The following is a 14,937-nucleotide window of genomic DNA, read 5'->3' as shown; positions in this document are numbered from 1 at the left end:
CCCCATCCGCGCTGACCCGTCGACTCCCCGCCTCCCTGTTCAGGGCCTTCGCGGCATCCCGGTGTCAGTGCATCCACGACACCGAAGGATCACCATGCCCGCCCACACCCTCACCCCCTCTGTCGTGCTCGACGGCGTCACGTTCGCGTGGCCAGACGGCACACCCGCCCTCTCCGCCGTCTCCGGTGCGTTCGGCACCGGCCGCACCGGACTGGTCGGCCGCAACGGCACCGGCAAGTCGACGCTGCTGCGCCTGATCGCGGGAGAGCTCACTCCGACCTCCGGTCACATCTGCGTCCCCGGCGACGTCGCTCGACTGCCGCAGACCCTCACACTCGGTGTCGAACGGCCCGTCGTCGACCTGCTCGGCGTGGGCCCGGCGCTGCGCGCGCTGCGCGCGATCGAGTCGGGCGATCCCGACCCCGCCCATTTCGATGCCGTCGGCGACGACTGGGACGTCGAGGCGCGCGCGATCGCGGCGCTGGCCGACGCGGGGCTGCCCGCAGACGCGCTCGATCGCACCGTGGGCGAGCTCTCCGGCGGCGAGGCCGTCTTGACCGCGATCGCCGGCATCCGCCTGCGACGCGCACCGGTGACGCTGCTCGACGAGCCCACCAACAACCTCGACCGCGACGCGCGGGCACGGCTGTACGCCATGGTGCGCGCCTGGCCGGGAGCCCTGGTCGTCGTCAGTCACGACGTCGCCCTGCTCGAGCTCATGGACGAGACCGCCGAGCTGTACGCGAATGAGCTGTCGGTGTTCGGCGGGCCGTACTCGGCATGGCGCGCATGGCTCGAAACCGAGCAGGCCGCGGCCCGCCAGGCCGAGCGCGCGGCTGCCCAGGTGGTCAGGCGCGAGAAGCGCGAGCGCATCGAGACCGAGACCAAGCTCGCGCGGCGCGCCGCCGTGGGCCGCAAGGCGCAGATCGAGAAGCGCGTGCCCGGCATCATCGCCGGCGCCCGCAAGCGCGCGGCCCAGGTGTCGGCCGGCAGGCTCCGCGGCGAGATGGGCGAACGCGAGTCGGCGGCCCGCGCCGCCCACGACGCGGCCGAGCGCCGCGTGCGCGACGACGAGAGCGTGCTGATCGACCTGCCCGACCCCGCCGTGGCAGCGGGCCGGCGCATCGCGACGCTCGGCGACGGCGAGCGGTCGTGGGTGATCCAAGGGCCGGAGCGCGTCGCTCTGGTTGGGCCGAACGGCGTCGGCAAGACCACGCTGCTCGAGCGGCTGGTCGCCGGCGCGGTCGGCCCCGTGCGCGCGCACACCGACCGCATCGGCTATCTGTCGCAGCGCGTCGACGGGCTCGACGACGCCCGTTCGGTGCTCGAGAACGTGCGCACCCCCGGAGCGGACGACGTCGCGCTGCGCAACCGTCTCGCGCGCTTCCTCGTGCGCGGTGACACGGTGCTGCGGCCGGTGGCGGCGCTGTCGGGCGGCGAGCGGTTCCGCGTCGCGCTGGCGCGGCTGCTGCTGGCCGACCCGCCGCCGCAGCTGCTCGTGCTCGACGAGCCGACGAACAACCTCGACCTCGACACGGTCGACCAGCTCGTCGACGCCCTGTCGGCCTATCGCGGCGCCGTGCTCGTGGTCAGCCATGACGACGCGTTCCTGGCCAGGCTCGGCCTGCACCTGACACTCGAGCTCGACCGGGAAGGAGGCCTCATCGAGCGGGAATGAGGCGGGCGCCGGTGCCCCGGGGTCTCACGCCCCGGGGTCGTCGCCGCGGGTCCAGGCGATCGCGATGAGCCGGCGCAGCACGTCGAGATCGATGTCGTCGAGCGTGCGCACGTACACGCAGCCCGGGCCCTCGGTGTACCGGCCGAGCTCGGGCAGCAGCGCCGCGCCCTCCGGGAGGTCTTTGAGGCCGTACAGCGACAGCTGCGCCTTGCGAGGAGAGAACGCCGTCTTGGGCCACTCGCCTCGGCGACGCGGATCCGACGGCGACACGTACACATAACTGCCGTAGCCGACCATCGTCGGCCCCCACATCACCGGGTCGGCGCCGGTGACCTCGGCGAACAGCCGCGCGAGGGCGAGCCCGTCGTCGCGTCGCCTGGCGGGGGTCGCCGCCTCGAGGAAGGCCTGCACATCTGCATCGGTCGGCTGGGTCTTGATCGCGGCCATGCCCCATTGTCGCCCCGATCGGCCGGATCCGCCCGGATGTCGCACATCCCGGCGAAGATGGAGGGGATGGGCGATGTGCTCGAACGATTCGGTCCTGCCACGCAGGACTGGTTCCGTGGCGCCTTCGCCCAGCCCACCACGGCGCAGGCGGGCGCCTGGGACGCGATCTCGGCCGGAAAGCACGCCCTCGTGGTCGCCCCGACCGGCTCGGGCAAGACCCTCTCGGCGTTCCTCTGGGCGATCGACCGGCTCTTCCACGACAAGGCGGATGCGGCTGCCTCAGCCGGCGCGCCGACCAAGGTGCTCTACATCTCGCCGTTGAAGGCTCTCGGCGTCGACGTCGAGCGCAACCTCCGGTCTCCGCTCGTGGGCATCGGGCAGTCGGCCAGGCGCCTGGGCGTGCGCGTGCCCGAGATCTCGGTAGGGGTGCGCTCGGGCGACACGACCTCCAGCGATCGACGCAAGCTCCTCACCCATCCGCCCGACATCCTCATCACGACCCCCGAGTCGCTGTATCTCATGCTCACGAGCCAGGCGGGCCAGACGCTGCGGGGCGTGCACACCGTCATCATCGACGAGGTGCACGCGGTGGCGGCCACCAAGCGCGGAGCGCACCTCGCGGTGAGCCTCGAGCGACTCGACGCCCTGCGGCGGGCGGCCGACCCCGATGCGAAGCCGGCGCAGCGCATCGGCCTGTCGGCGACGGTGCGGCCGATCGACGAGGTCGCGCGGTTCCTCGGCGGTGCGGAGCCGGTCGAGATCGTCGCTCCGCGGGCGACCAAGGCGTTCGACCTCCGGGTGGTCGTGCCGGTCGACGACATGCTCAACCCGCCTCCGCCGCCGGGAGCGGACGACACCTCGACAGGCTCGGGGACCGAGGGCGGCATCGACGAGGACTGGTTCGGAGACGGCGGCCCCCGCGCGCGGCCTGAAGCCACAGAGATGACCGGCTCGGTCTGGCCGCACGTCGAAGAGGCGATCGTCGACCGCATCCTGCTGCACCGCTCGACGATCGTGTTCGTCAACTCGCGCCGCCTCGGCGAGCGCCTCACCGCGCGGCTCAACGAGATCTACACCGAGCGGCTCGGGCTCGAGCTGCCGGAGCCGGCGATCCCGGCCGGGATGATGGCACAGTCCGGCGCGACGGCGGGCGCCGACCCCGTGCTCGCGAAGGCCCACCACGGCTCGGTGTCGAAGGAGCAGCGCGCCCAGGTCGAAGAAGAGCTCAAGAGCGGGGCCCTGCGCTGCGTCGTGGCCACCTCGAGCCTCGAGCTCGGCATCGACATGGGCGCCGTCGACCTCGTGATCCAGGTCGAGGCCCCGCCGTCGGCCGCGAGCGGCCTGCAGCGGATCGGCCGCGCCGGACACCAGGTCGGCGAGGTCAGCCGCGCGGCCCTGTTCCCCAAGCACCGCAGCGACGTGCTGCACACCGCGATCGTCACGGAGCGGATGCTGGCGGGGAGGATCGAGGCGATCGCGGTGCCGCAGAATCCGCTCGACATCCTCGCGCAGCAGACCGTCGCCGCATCCGCCCTGGGCCCGATCGATGTGGAGGGCTGGTTCGAGACGGTGAAGCGCTCGGCGCCGTTTCGCACCCTGCCGCGCTCGGCCTACGAGGCGACGCTCGATCTGCTGGCCGGCCGCTTCCCCTCCGACGAGTTCGCCGAGCTGCGCCCGCGCCTCGTGTGGGATCGCGATCACGGCACCCTGACCGGTCGCCCCGGCTCCCAGCGCATCGCGGTCACCAGCGGCGGCACGATCCCCGATCGTGGCCTTTTCGGCGTGTTCGTCGCGGGCGAGACGCAGAACGCGCGCGTCGGCGAGCTCGATGAGGAGATGGTCTACGAATCGCGCGTGAACGACGTGTTCACCCTCGGCACGACCAGTTGGCGCATCGTCGAGATCACCCACGATCGCGTCAACGTCGTGCCCGCGTTCGGGCAGCCCGGCAAGGTGCCGTTCTGGCACGGCGACGGCCTCGGCCGGCCCGCCGAGCTCGGCGAGGCGCTCGGGAAGTTCTCGCGGGAGCTCGCCGCCGCCGAGCCCGACAAGGCCGCCGACCGCCTCACCGAGGCAGGCCTCGACGGCTATGCGCAGGCGAACCTGCTCGCCTACCTCGCCGAGCAGCGCGAGGCCACCGGCACCCTTCCGACCGACCGCACGCTCACCGTCGAACGCGGTCGCGACGAGGTCGGCGACTGGCGCATCATTCTGCATTCCCCCTACGGCATGAAGGTGCACGGGCCGTGGGCGCTGGCGGTGAGCGCGCGCATCCGCGAGCGCCTGGGCGTCGACGGCTCGGCCGTCGCCAGCGACGACGGCATCATCGCCCGCGTCCCCGACGCGACCGCCGAGCCGCCAGGGGCCGAGCTGTTCGTCTTCGACCCCGACGAGCTCGACGACATCGTCACCTCGGAGGTCGGCGGGTCGGCGCTGTTCGCCTCGCGCTTCCGAGAGTGCGCCGCGCGGGCCCTGCTCATGCCCCGCATGAATCCGCAGAAGCGCACCCCGCTGTGGCAGCAGCGGCAGCGTTCGGCGCAGCTGCTCGAGGTCGCCCGCCGCTACCCGACGTTCCCGATCATCCTCGAGACCCTGCGCGAAGTGCTGCAGGACGTCTACGACGTGCCCGCCCTGCTGCGCATCGCGAAGGCGATCGGCGAGCGCCGCATCCGCCTCGTCGAGACGGAGCCCTCCCAGCCGAGTCCCTACGCCCGCGATCTGCTGTTCGGATATGTCGGCGCGTTCATGTACGAGGGCGACTCGCCACTGGCCGAGCGCCGCGCCGCCGCGCTGGCCGTCGACCCCGCGCTGCTGAGCGAGCTGCTCGGCAAGGTCGAGATGCGGGAGCTGCTCGACCCCGAGGTGATCGCGCAGTTCGAGCGCGAGGCCCAGCGTCTCGACCCCGAGCGCCGCGCGCGCGGCGTCGAGGGCGTCGCCGATCTGCTGCGGATGCTGGGCCCCCTCGACGCCGAGGAGGTCGCAGCCCGGCTCGAGCCGACAGCCGACGCCTCGACGGGCTCGGCGGACGGCGCAGCGGTGGCCACGGCATCCGCCCTGCTGCACGAGCTGGTCGACGCCCGCCGCGCCATCGCGGTGTCGATCGCCGGCTCTGCGCGCTTCGCCGCGATCGAAGACGCCGGGCGCCTGCGCGACGCCCTCGGCGCAGCCCTGCCTGTGGGCATCCCGACGGCGTTCCTCGAGCCGCTCGCCGATCCGCTGGGCGATCTCGTCGCCCGCCACGCGCGCACCCACGGCCCGTTCACGACGGATGCCGTCGCCACCCGCTTCGGCATCGGCACGGCCGTCGCGCGGCTCACGCTGCAGCGGCTCGAGGCGCAGGGGCGGCTGTCGAGCGGGTTCTTCCTGCCCGACCCTTCGACAGGCTCAGGGACCGCGACAGGCTCAGGGCCCGCGAGCGCCACCGCCGGCGACGAGCCGGAGTGGTGCGACACCGAGGTGCTGCGGCGGCTGCGCATGCGCTCGCTCGCGGCGATCCGCGGCAGCGTCGAACCGGTCTCTCAGGAGGCGTACGCGCGGTTCCTGCCGACCTGGCAGCACCTCACCCGTCCCCTCGATGGACTCGACGGCGTCGCGGCCGTCATCGAGCAGCTGGCCGGCGTGCCGGTTCCGGCGAGTGCGTGGGAGTCGCTGATCCTGCCGAGCCGCGTGCGCGACTACGCGCCCGGGATGCTCGACGAGCTCACCGCGACCGGCGAGGTCATCTGGTCGGGGCACGGCACGCTGCCGGGCCGAGACGGCTGGATCGCCCTGCATCCGGCAGACGCCGCGCCCCTCACCCTGCAGCCACCAGACGACGAGGTCGCCCCCGGCTCGCTCGAAGCGCAGCTGCTCGCCGCCCTCGCCGGCGGCGGCGCCTATTTCGCCGCGCAGCTGCAGCAGCTCACCGGCGCCGAGAACGAGCAGTCGGTCATCGAGGCGCTGTGGAGCCTCACGTGGGCGGGGCGCATCACCAACGACACCTTCGCGCCGGTGCGGATGCTGCTGGGCGGCGGCTCCCAGGCGCACCGCGCCGCGCGCAAGACGCCGCGGGCGCGGATGTACCGTGGCGCTTCTCTGCCTCGCCCCGCCGCTGCCCCTCGGCCGCCCGCGCTCGGCGGGCGCTGGTCGCTGCTGCCCGCCCCCGAGGGCGACCCTGCGCTGCGGGCCACGGCATCGGCGAGTCTGCTGCTCGACCGCTACGGCGTCGTCACGCGCGGCTCGGTGCAGTCCGAGGGTGTGCCCGGCGGGTTCGCGCAGGTGTACCGGGTGCTCGCCGGCTTCGAGCAGGCCGGCCACTGCCGCCGCGGCTACGTCATCGAGAAGCTCGGGGCCGCGCAGTTCGCGGCGTCTGCCACCGTCGACCGCCTGCGCGAGTTCGCGGGCCTTGCCGACCCGCCGCCGCTGCGGGCGGTGACCCTCGCAGCGACCGACCCCGCCAATCCCTACGGCGCGGCGCTGGCATGGCCTCCGCTCGAGGGCGTCACGCACCGCCCCGGCCGAAAGGCCGGCGGGCTCGTCGTGCTCGTCGACGGCGCCCTCACGCTCTACCTCGAGCGCGGCGGCAAGTCGGCGCTCGCCTTCACCGACGCCGACGAGCGCCTCGCCGCCGCCACCCGCAGCCTCGCCGAGACGGCGCACGCACGGCGCCTGGAGACCCTCACGATCGAGCAGGTCAACGGCGAGTTCGTGTTCGGCACGGCGGTGGGGCGGGCCCTGCGCGACGCGGGCTTCGTCGAGTCGACGCGCGGCCTCACACTGCGCAAGGCCACGGCGGGCGACGCGGTGCGGAGCGCGGCCCGTGCCTGAGGGCGACACCGTCTGGCGCACGGCGCGCCGCCTCGACGCGCTCGTGGGCGAAGAGGTCACCCGGTTCGACCTGCGGGTGCCCCGCGCGGCGACGGCCGACCTCACCGGCGAGCGCGTCGTCGACAGCGCCGCGCACGGCAAGCACCTGCTCCTGCGCATCGGCGATCTCACGCTGCACTCGCACCTGAAGATGGAGGGCTCGTGGCGCGTCTTCTCCCCCGGTGAGCGCTGGCGCAAGCCCGCGCACACGGCCCGCGCCGTCGTCGGCACCGCCGCGCACGAAGCGGTCGGCTTCGACCTCGCCGAGGTGCGCCTCGTGCCCACCTCCGACGAGCACAGTCTCGTCGGCCACCTCGGCCCCGACCCGCTCGCCGGCGACTGGGATCCGGCGCGCGCCGCCGCGAACCTGCAGGCCGACGATCGCGCGATCCACGTGGCGCTGCAGGATCAGCGCAACGTCGCGGGGTTCGGCAACGAGTACGCGAACGAGATCCTCTTCGTGCGCGGCATCCTTCCGACGACCCCCGCGTCGCAGACGGATGCCGCGGCCACGATCGACCTCGGCGCCCGCATGATCCGAGCGAACCGCGACCGCCGTGACCGCACCTTCACCGGTGACGCCCGCCCCGGCCGCACGACGTGGGTCTACCGCCGCGAGCATCGGCCGTGCCGGCGGTGCGGCACCCTCATCGTCGGTGGCGCGCTCGGCGCCGACCCCACGAGGGAGCGCATCGTGTTCTGGTGCCCGACCTGCCAGCGCTGAGCGCGCGGCGACTTCTCACCCCACTCGGGCGATGCCCTGCGCCGGTCGGCGGTGCCACTCTCACGTCAGCCCGCCCGCACGTGAGAGAGCCCGTCGATGCCCAGAATCTCCCCCGCCGCCCGCGTCGCCGCCGCGCTCGCGGGTCTGGCGCTGACCGCCGCCCTCACCGCCTGCACCGGTGGGGTCATCGACCGCATCACCGCGACGCCGACCGCGACGATGCCCACCCCCACCCGCACCGCGGTGATGCCCACGCCCACCCGCACGGTGCCGACCCCGACGCCGACCCGCACGAAGCCCTCGCTGCCGACCCGCACGCCCACCCCGACCGACTCGGCGACGACCGAGCCGACCACAGAACCGACCACAGAACCGACCGTCGAACCCACCACAGAGCCGACCGTGGAGCCGACGACGGAGCCCACGGTCACGCCGACGAGCACGCCGACCGCGACCCCCAGCGCGACCCCGACCCCCACCCCGACCGAGGCGGCCGCATCGTCCGAGACCGGCACCCCCGGCTGGGTGCCCTGGGTGATCGGCATCGGGGCGGCCGGCATCGTCGCCGGCGTGATCTACCTCGTCGCGCGCAGGCCCCGGCGAGGCGCACCGCCTGCGGGGTGACGCCGCGGCATCCGCTCAGTGCCCGATGTAGCGCCCCGGGCGATGGTTGAGGGCGAGGATGAGGCTCAGCACGACCGCGCCGACGGCGCTGAGGATGACGTTGGGCCACGGCACGACCAGCAGGCCCGCGACGATGATGAGCACGTCGAAGGCCATCTGCGTCCAGCCGGCGCGGATGCCGGCGCGCTCCTGCAGCACGAGGGCGATCACGTTGACCCCGCCCAGGCTCGCGCGGTGTCGGAAGAGGATGAGCAGCCCGACGCCGGCCAGCACGTTGCCGCCCAGCGTGCCGTAGACCGGGTCGATGGCGGCGATCTGGAAGAACGCGTGGTGCACGACCGAGAAGCCCGAGACGAGCGCGATCGAGACGGCCGAGCGGATCGTGAAGTCCCACCCCTTCTGCCAGATCGCGAGGGCCGCGAACGGCAGATTGACGATCGCGAAGACGAGCCAGAACGGCAGATCGGTCGCGTAGTCGACGATGAGGGCGAGGCCCGCCGTGCCGCCGGTGACCGAGGCGCTGGCCTGCAGCAGCATCAGCCCCAGCGAGGCCAGGAACGTGCCGGTGAGGATGCCGAGCACGTCTTCGAGCAGACTGTGCGGCGCCGCCTGCCCCTCGAACACGAGGGTGGGGCCGGTGGGGGCTGCCTCGTCGGGCTCGGGGGCGTCGGTCACGACGTGCAAGGGTACCCGAACCCATTGGGAATGAATGCGGGCGGTCGGTGGTTGTTGATGTACTCAGCGAAGTCTGCGCTGTGGGAGGAATCCGTGGGGAAGAACTACATCGACATCGAGAACGACCGGGGCGAGACGCTGCGTTACCGCAAGCATGTCAACGGCCGTGGCCTGATCGCGCACGGCGCGAAGGTGCACCCGACCGCCGTGGTCGAGACGGGTGCCTATGTCGAACCGGGCGTGAAGATCGCCGCCGACGCGCACATCGGGCGCGGCGTGTGGGTCGAAGTGGGCGCAGAGATCGGACCAGGCGCCGAGATCGCTCCGCACGCGCACATCGGCGCCCGCGCCGCGATCGGACCGCATGCCAAGATCGGCATCCGCGCGCACGTCGGCAACGACGCGACCGTCACGACGGGCTCGCTCATCGGCGACGACGAGACCATCCCCGACGGCGACCGGGTCGCCACCGACCGCCGAGGGCTGCGTCTGGCCGCCTGACCCTCGGGTGTCCGAGGCGGCCGCTAGCCTCGCAGGGTGCGCAGCAGACGTCGGGGCCGTGGCGCGATCGCGGTGCTCGCGGTCGCGGTGGTCGCCATCGGCGTCGGCTGGGCCTCCTTCCAGCTGACGGCGCCGGCCGGCGAAGCGGATGCCGTGGCCACGGCATCCGATCTGCCCGCCCGCCCCGACGATGCCGTTGCGCTGACGGTGGCCTCGGTGTGGGACGGCGACACGCTGCGCGCGGTCGCGCAGGAATCGAGCGATCTGGTCGGCACCGACGAGATCAAGATCCGTCTCATCGGCATCGACACCCCGGAGCGCTCGCCCGACGAGGAGTGCGGGGCGATGTCGGCGCGTGACGACCTGCTGGCCCTCGCGCCGGTCGGCTCGACCATCTGGGCCGCACCCGACGCCGATCCGCTCGACCGCTACGACCGGTGGCTCTTCTACCTCTGGACCGACGACGGCCGCTTCATCAACTACGAGTTGACCGCCTCCGGGGCCGCCGAGCCGATGTCGATCGAGCCCAACACGACCTACGAGGCGCTGTTCGAAGCGGGCACCGCTCAGGCGCGCGCCGACGGGGTCGGACGGTGGGGAGCGTGCGGCTGAGCAGGCCTCAGGCGAACAGGAACAGCACGAAGCCGATCAGCGGCAGAGTGCCCTGGGTGAGCGCCGCGCGCAGGTACTTGCCGCCCGAGGTCAGCAGCACGAGCGACGCCGCGACCATCGAGCCGAGCGAGAACAGCACGAGGGTGCGCCCCGCGACCGCCGCGACCGTGGAGGGCTCGCCGGCCCAGAACAGGGCGATGCCCACGATCGCGCCGATGGCGAGGAACAGGTTGTAGAAGCCCTGGTTGTAGGCCATGCCCTTGGTCGTGTCGGCATCGGCCTGGCTCGTGAGGCCGAAGCGCTTCCAGACGCGGGGCTGGGTCCACTGCACCGACTCCATGACGAAGATGTACACGTGCAGCAGAGCGGCCAACGCCGCGAAGACCGTTCCGATGATCGCCACCATGATTCGAACGTAGCGCCCCGGTTAGGCTTGCGGCATGGTCGGTGGCGGCGGTTCCCGCAAGCGGCGCCCCGCGGCGGGCGCGAAGGCCGCGGCATCCGCTCGGTCGGCCTCTGCCGCGCGCCGCTCGGGCGCAGGCAGCCCCAAGAGTGCCACGAAGCGCGCGCAGAAGCCCGAACCGCAGCCCGCGCCGCTCACCGGGACGTTCGTGCTCGGCGTCGTACCGGGGGCGACCCCCGGCAAGTGGATCGACGCGTGGCAGCAGCGCCACCCCGAGGCGCCACTCGAGCTGCGCCCGTTCTCGGTCGCCGACCAGCTCGCGCAGCTGCGCTCGGGCGAGATCGACGCCGCGATCGTGCGGCTGCCCCTCGACCGCGAGGGACTGCACGTCATCCCGCTCTACGACGAGGTGCCGGTCGCGGTGGTCTCGGTCGACTCGCACCTGACCGCGGCCGACGAGCTCACCCTCGACGACCTCGCCGGCGAGATCGTCATCGTGCCGCGCGACGACGTGCTGGCCGCGGTGATCCCCGGTGCCGTCGCCCCCGCGTTCACGCCGCCCGTCGACACCGCCGAGGCCATCGCCACGGTCGCCGCCGGCGTGGGAGTGATCGTCGTGCCCATGTCGCTCGCGCGCCTGCACCGCCGCAAAGACGTGGACTACCGGCCGCTGCGCGGCGCCCCCACCTCGCGCGTGGCCCTCGCCTGGCCGGCCGAGGCCACGACGCCGGCGGTCGAGGCGTTCGTCGGCATCGTCCGCGGCCGCACGGCCAACTCCTCCCGCTCCTGATCGCCTCCCCGGCGCCCCACCTCCCCTTCCGCAAGTTGGCACCTGTTGCCGGCTTCGACCCCTCGCAGGCGGCAACAGCTGCCAAGTTGCGGAAGGGGAGGGGCCGCCTAGAATCGCGCCATGACCTTGCTCTATGTCTGCGTGCGCCCGCAGCAGGGCGCGGCGGCCGCCGAGTACGAGTCGTTCCGTGCGGCCGCGCGCCTCGACGAGAGCGGCCTGCACCGGCTCGACCTCGTGCGCGAGGCCCTGCCCGACGACGTCTTCGACCGCTACTCGGGCTTCGTCGTCGGCGGCAGCCCCTTCAACGCGACCGACCCCGAGTCGACCAAGACCGACCCGCAGCGACGGCTCGAGGCGGCGCTCGAGCGCATCGCCGCCGCGGCGGCCTCCGCCGACGGGCCGGCGGCCCTGTTCACCTGCTACGGCATCGGTGTCGTGGGGCGGATGCTGGGCGCCGAGGTCAGCCGTGCCTTCCCGGAAGACACCGGGCCCACCACGATCGAACTCACCGCCGAAGGCAGGGCCGATCCCGTCTTCGGCGGCCTCGCCGACCGCTTCAGCGCCCTCACGGCGCACAAGGAGGGCAGCGCCCACGTGCCGCCGGGCGGCGTGCTGCTCGCGACGAACGACGCGTGCCCCGTGCAGGCCTACCGCGTCGGCGACCGCCTCTATGCGACCCAGTTCCACCCCGAGCCGACCGCGAAGGCGTTCACCGAGCGCATGGCGATCTATCGCAACGACGGCTACTTCGAGTCGTCGGCCTACGACGCCATCTCGGCGCGCGTGCTGGCCGCATCCATCACCGAACCCGTTCGGCTGCTGCGGGCCTTCGCCCACCGCTTCGCCGCGGGCTGATCCGCTCGGTCAGTCGGTCAATCGGTGTTCGAGCGCAGCAGCTTGAGCAGCCGGATCACCAGGGTCGGCACGAGCACGACCGCCGCGACGACGGCCGCCGTGATGCCCACCGACGTGCTCGCAGGCTCGCCGCTCAGGCGCTCGACCGCCACCCACGACAGCCCCCACGCGATCGCGAGGGCGGGTGCCAGGCGCCACCCGCTGGTCCAGCCGAGCGCCACCCCGATCAGACCCACGGCGGCGAGAACGAGACAGCCGATCAGCTCGGCCGAGCCCCCGGGGTCGATGAGAGTCGCGAGCCACGCCGTGATGTTGGCGACGGTGGCCAGAGTCACCCACCCGAGATGCAGCCCCGTGACCCCGTCGATGAGCAGGGCGTCGACGAAGCCGTCCGAGCGGGAGCGCGTCGCGACGGCGATGCGAAAGAGCACGCACAGCACGATGAGCAGCCCGATGATGCCCAGCACGGTCAGCGCCAGGGTCGTCTCCTGCGCCAGCACGAGCCAGGCGCCGTTGAACAGGCACGACGCGGCCACCCACCAGCCGACCGCGCGGTGGCGCACGCTCTCGCGCTGCGAGGGCAGCGCCTGCCAGAGCGCATAGGCGATGAGCCCCAGATAGATCACGGTCCAGATCGCGAAGGCGGGGCGGCCGGGGGCGAGCACGGTCGCGTCGGCGTCGAGCGCTCCCTGCTGCAGGTCCTGCACCCGCACGCCGCCGAACAGGCCCGTGCCGATCATGGCCAGCACGATCATCGCGATGGTGGCGAGCACGACCGCGGCCTGCCGAACGGCATCCGACGCCCTCATGCCGTCACTTTAGGTCGGTCCGCCCCTCGCTGTCGCCGGGTTGACAGCGCCGCGGCGACCGCTTATGCGCCGGCGGGAGGCTCGAGCAGCAGTCCCACCCGCTCGTCGAGATATGCCGCCAGCGGCACATATCCGCCGCCGGCGCTCCAGCGCACCGACGGCACGCCGTCGATCAGGCGCAGCGGGTCGGATGCCGCAGCGTCCTCGCCGCCGGGCAGCTCCAGCATCCGCCACCCGATGTGCACCGTCTGCCCCTCGGCGAACCCGCCCCGCCGGGCGGCCGCCGCCACTTCGGCGCGGCGGCGCTGGGACTCGGCGGCGAATCCTCGGCGCACGTCTTCGTGCGCCCGCACGATCTCGCCGGTGGCCAGCACCGCGTCGTCGGTGAGCAGGAGCACCCCCAGGTGCCAGGCGGTGCCGCAGGGCACGATGCGCTCGGCGCGGGGGATCCCGAGAATGCGGCGGGGTGCGACGACCTCTCCGAGCGACTCGCGCGGCGCAGCGGCGAGTCGGCGCCGGGCGGCGGCGAGCAGTTTGGCGAACGCGGTCACCCGCACAGGCTAATCGACCGGCCGTTCCGGGTTATCCTCGCCCCATGGGGACGATCTACTACGGGGGCACCGCCACGCCGATCCACATCGAAGACCGGGCGCTCGCGCACCTCAAAGTGGTCATCGCCACCAAACTCCGCCGCAACGAGAGCTTCACGGTGTCGTGGCGTCACCCCGACGACGAGCCCCGCGGGCGCAGCACGATCTGGATGCACCCGTCGATCCCGCTGCGGTTCGTCTTCGACGATCCCGAGCCCACCGAGCTGAGCCGCGAGTGGATCGAAGACCTTGCCAACTCGGCCAACTCGTCGGGCGGCATCATGCTGGTGCCCGAGCACATCGTCACGGGCCCCATCCCGATCGTCGACCCGAACCCCGCGGCGGTGGAGATCTCGCGGATGGCCGTCGATGAGATGTCGGTCGAGCACCTCGCCGTCGAGGGCGAGCAGGACGACCCGCGGTAGGCGGATCAGCCGTCGATGAGCGGCGCCGCGTCTTCTGGGGGCTCGGGCGTGATCGTCAGGCCGTTGGGTCCGCTCGCCGCCTGCATGAGGTCTTCGACCCAGGCGCGGTTGATGCGCGGCTGACGGCTGCCGAAGAAGTGGAACTGGATCGGCACGCCGGGGTGCATCCAGAAGCTGCGGCGCCCGCTGCCGTCTCCCATCTCGACGTCGAACATGAACGACTCGGCGCGGCGCAGCTTGTTCATCACGACGATGCGCAGGTGAGCCAGCGTGCGATCGTCGATGTCGACGGAGTTCGACATGGTGTCGTAGATGAATCTCCCCATGTCGCCGAGCCTAGTGCGATGACGAGGGCGCGAACGCCGTGCGGAAGATGACCCTGGCGCGTCGGGCGACGTCGGGTCGCTCACTCTCGTCGCTGCGGGCGAGCTCGCCGCCCAGCATCCCGACCGCCAGCATGACGTCTTCTGGCTCGACGTGCGCGCCGACGTTGCCCGCCGCGTGCTCGCGCTCGAGCAGGGTCTCGACGACGGCGCGGAACCGCTCGCCGAGCCGGAAGACCGCGGGGTCGTGCCGATGCGCGCCGATGAGGTCGATGAGCGCCGTGGAGGTGACGGCCTGCCCGACGATGGCGTCGAAGAGGTCTTCCAGCGTGCGATCGGCGGGAGCGACGTAGGCCTCGAGTTCGCCCACGTTGTCTTCGAACACGGCGGCTGCCAGCGCGGTCGGATCGGGGAAGTGCCGATAGAGGCTGCCCTGGCCCACGCCCGCCCGCTTGGCGATCGCACTGAAGGGAGTGCTCAAGCCGTCGCGCGCGTACAGCTCGCGCGCCGCGGCGATGAGCGCCCGCCGGTTCTCGGGGCCGGCGGCCGGCCCGCGATTGGTCTTCGCCGGCGCTTCCTCTGGGGGCGACATGGACGTAGCCTATTACCGGACATAGATGTCCGGTTCAGAGATTG

Annotated in this window: 15 protein-coding genes and 1 pseudogene; 9 read left to right on the top strand and 7 right to left on the bottom strand. The window is 72.7% G+C overall.

The window, feature by feature from the left end; translation table 11 throughout:
* The first annotated feature begins 94 nt into the window (after positions 1-94).
* Positions 95-1,678 (top strand): ABC-F family ATP-binding cassette domain-containing protein, encoded by a 1,584-nt coding sequence (locus OAW74_RS00340; protein WP_262872348.1) that lies wholly within the window; start codon positions 95-97, stop codon positions 1,676-1,678.
* Positions 1,679-1,702: 24 nt separating this feature from the next.
* Here OAW74_RS00340 and OAW74_RS00335 read toward each other — a convergent pair whose 3' ends face one another.
* The gene (locus OAW74_RS00335; RefSeq protein WP_262872347.1) at positions 1,703-2,125 is read right to left on the bottom strand and encodes a DUF1801 domain-containing protein; all 423 of its coding nucleotides are present in this window, start codon (positions 2,123-2,125) and stop codon (positions 1,703-1,705) included.
* A 66-nt stretch (positions 2,126-2,191) separates the two neighbouring features.
* Here OAW74_RS00335 and OAW74_RS00330 point away from each other — a divergent pair, with 66 nt between their 5' ends.
* The 3 genes from OAW74_RS00330 (at position 2,192) to OAW74_RS00320 (ending at position 8,318) form a co-directional block, all read left to right on the top strand.
* A complete protein-coding gene (locus tag OAW74_RS00330; RefSeq protein WP_262873890.1) occupies positions 2,192-6,931 on the top strand; it encodes an ATP-dependent helicase in 4,740 nt (1,579 codons plus the stop codon).
* Positions 6,924-7,694, top strand: coding sequence for a DNA-formamidopyrimidine glycosylase family protein (locus OAW74_RS00325; RefSeq protein WP_262872346.1), 771 nt, complete (start codon positions 6,924-6,926; stop codon positions 7,692-7,694). Before OAW74_RS00330 ends, OAW74_RS00325 begins: the two co-directional genes overlap by 8 nt.
* Before the next feature lie 96 nt (positions 7,695-7,790).
* Complete coding sequence (locus tag OAW74_RS00320; RefSeq protein WP_262872345.1) at positions 7,791-8,318, top strand: hypothetical protein; 528 nt, start codon at positions 7,791-7,793, stop codon at positions 8,316-8,318.
* Positions 8,319-8,333: 15 nt separating this feature from the next.
* Here OAW74_RS00320 and OAW74_RS00315 read toward each other — a convergent pair whose 3' ends face one another.
* The gene (locus tag OAW74_RS00315; protein ID WP_262872344.1) at positions 8,334-8,993 is read right to left on the bottom strand and encodes a YitT family protein; all 660 of its coding nucleotides are present in this window, start codon (positions 8,991-8,993) and stop codon (positions 8,334-8,336) included.
* Between the two features lie 93 nt (positions 8,994-9,086).
* Between OAW74_RS00315 and OAW74_RS00310 the strand changes: the two genes are divergently transcribed.
* Together OAW74_RS00310 and OAW74_RS00305 are read left to right on the top strand one after the other, a co-directional pair.
* Positions 9,087-9,494: a transferase gene (locus OAW74_RS00310; RefSeq protein ID WP_262872343.1), complete on the top strand. Its 408-nt coding sequence runs from the start codon at positions 9,087-9,089 to the stop codon at positions 9,492-9,494.
* A 36-nt stretch (positions 9,495-9,530) separates the two neighbouring features.
* Positions 9,531-10,106, top strand: a complete 576-nt coding sequence (locus tag OAW74_RS00305; RefSeq protein ID WP_262872342.1) for a thermonuclease family protein — start codon at positions 9,531-9,533, stop codon at positions 10,104-10,106.
* A 7-nt stretch (positions 10,107-10,113) separates the two neighbouring features.
* Here the strand turns inward: OAW74_RS00305 and OAW74_RS00300 are convergent, their stop codons facing one another.
* A complete protein-coding gene (locus OAW74_RS00300; protein WP_262872341.1) occupies positions 10,114-10,512 on the bottom strand; it encodes a DUF1304 domain-containing protein in 399 nt (132 codons plus the stop codon).
* A 34-nt stretch (positions 10,513-10,546) separates the two neighbouring features.
* On the opposite strand from OAW74_RS00300, the gene OAW74_RS00295 reads away from it, so the two are divergent.
* Positions 10,547-11,299, top strand: a complete 753-nt coding sequence (locus tag OAW74_RS00295; protein WP_262872340.1) for a LysR family substrate-binding domain-containing protein — start codon at positions 10,547-10,549, stop codon at positions 11,297-11,299.
* A gap of 120 nt (positions 11,300-11,419) precedes the next feature.
* Positions 11,420-12,154: a glutamine amidotransferase-related protein gene (locus OAW74_RS00290; RefSeq protein WP_262872339.1), complete on the top strand. Its 735-nt coding sequence runs from the start codon at positions 11,420-11,422 to the stop codon at positions 12,152-12,154.
* A 17-nt stretch (positions 12,155-12,171) separates the two neighbouring features.
* Here the strand turns inward: OAW74_RS00290 and OAW74_RS00285 are convergent, their stop codons facing one another.
* Together OAW74_RS00285 and OAW74_RS00280 are read right to left on the bottom strand one after the other, a co-directional pair.
* The gene (locus tag OAW74_RS00285) at positions 12,172-12,963 is read right to left on the bottom strand and encodes a TspO/MBR family protein (RefSeq protein ID WP_262872338.1); all 792 of its coding nucleotides are present in this window, start codon (positions 12,961-12,963) and stop codon (positions 12,172-12,174) included.
* Between the two features lie 62 nt (positions 12,964-13,025).
* Complete coding sequence (locus tag OAW74_RS00280) at positions 13,026-13,514, bottom strand: glutaminase (RefSeq protein WP_262872337.1); 489 nt, start codon at positions 13,512-13,514, stop codon at positions 13,026-13,028.
* A 44-nt stretch (positions 13,515-13,558) separates the two neighbouring features.
* On the opposite strand from OAW74_RS00280, the pseudogene OAW74_RS00275 reads away from it, so the two are divergent.
* Positions 13,559-13,855: pseudogene (locus tag OAW74_RS00275) on the top strand (DUF7882 family protein); the annotation flags it as partial.
* Positions 13,856-13,983: 128 nt separating this feature from the next.
* Here the strand turns inward: OAW74_RS00275 and OAW74_RS00270 are convergent.
* Together OAW74_RS00270 and OAW74_RS00265 are read right to left on the bottom strand one after the other, a co-directional pair.
* The gene (locus OAW74_RS00270; protein ID WP_262872336.1) at positions 13,984-14,304 is read right to left on the bottom strand and encodes a DUF7882 family protein; all 321 of its coding nucleotides are present in this window, start codon (positions 14,302-14,304) and stop codon (positions 13,984-13,986) included.
* Positions 14,305-14,314: 10 nt separating this feature from the next.
* Complete coding sequence (locus tag OAW74_RS00265) at positions 14,315-14,893, bottom strand: TetR/AcrR family transcriptional regulator (protein WP_262872335.1); 579 nt, start codon at positions 14,891-14,893, stop codon at positions 14,315-14,317.
* Positions 14,894-14,937 lie beyond the last annotated feature (44 nt).

Source organism: Microbacterium fluvii (genome assembly GCF_025515205.1).
GTDB lineage: Bacteria > Actinomycetota > Actinomycetes > Actinomycetales > Microbacteriaceae > Microbacterium > Microbacterium fluvii.
Note: the sequence above shows the minus strand (reverse complement) of the source record. Positions and strands in the feature narration are given on the sequence as shown.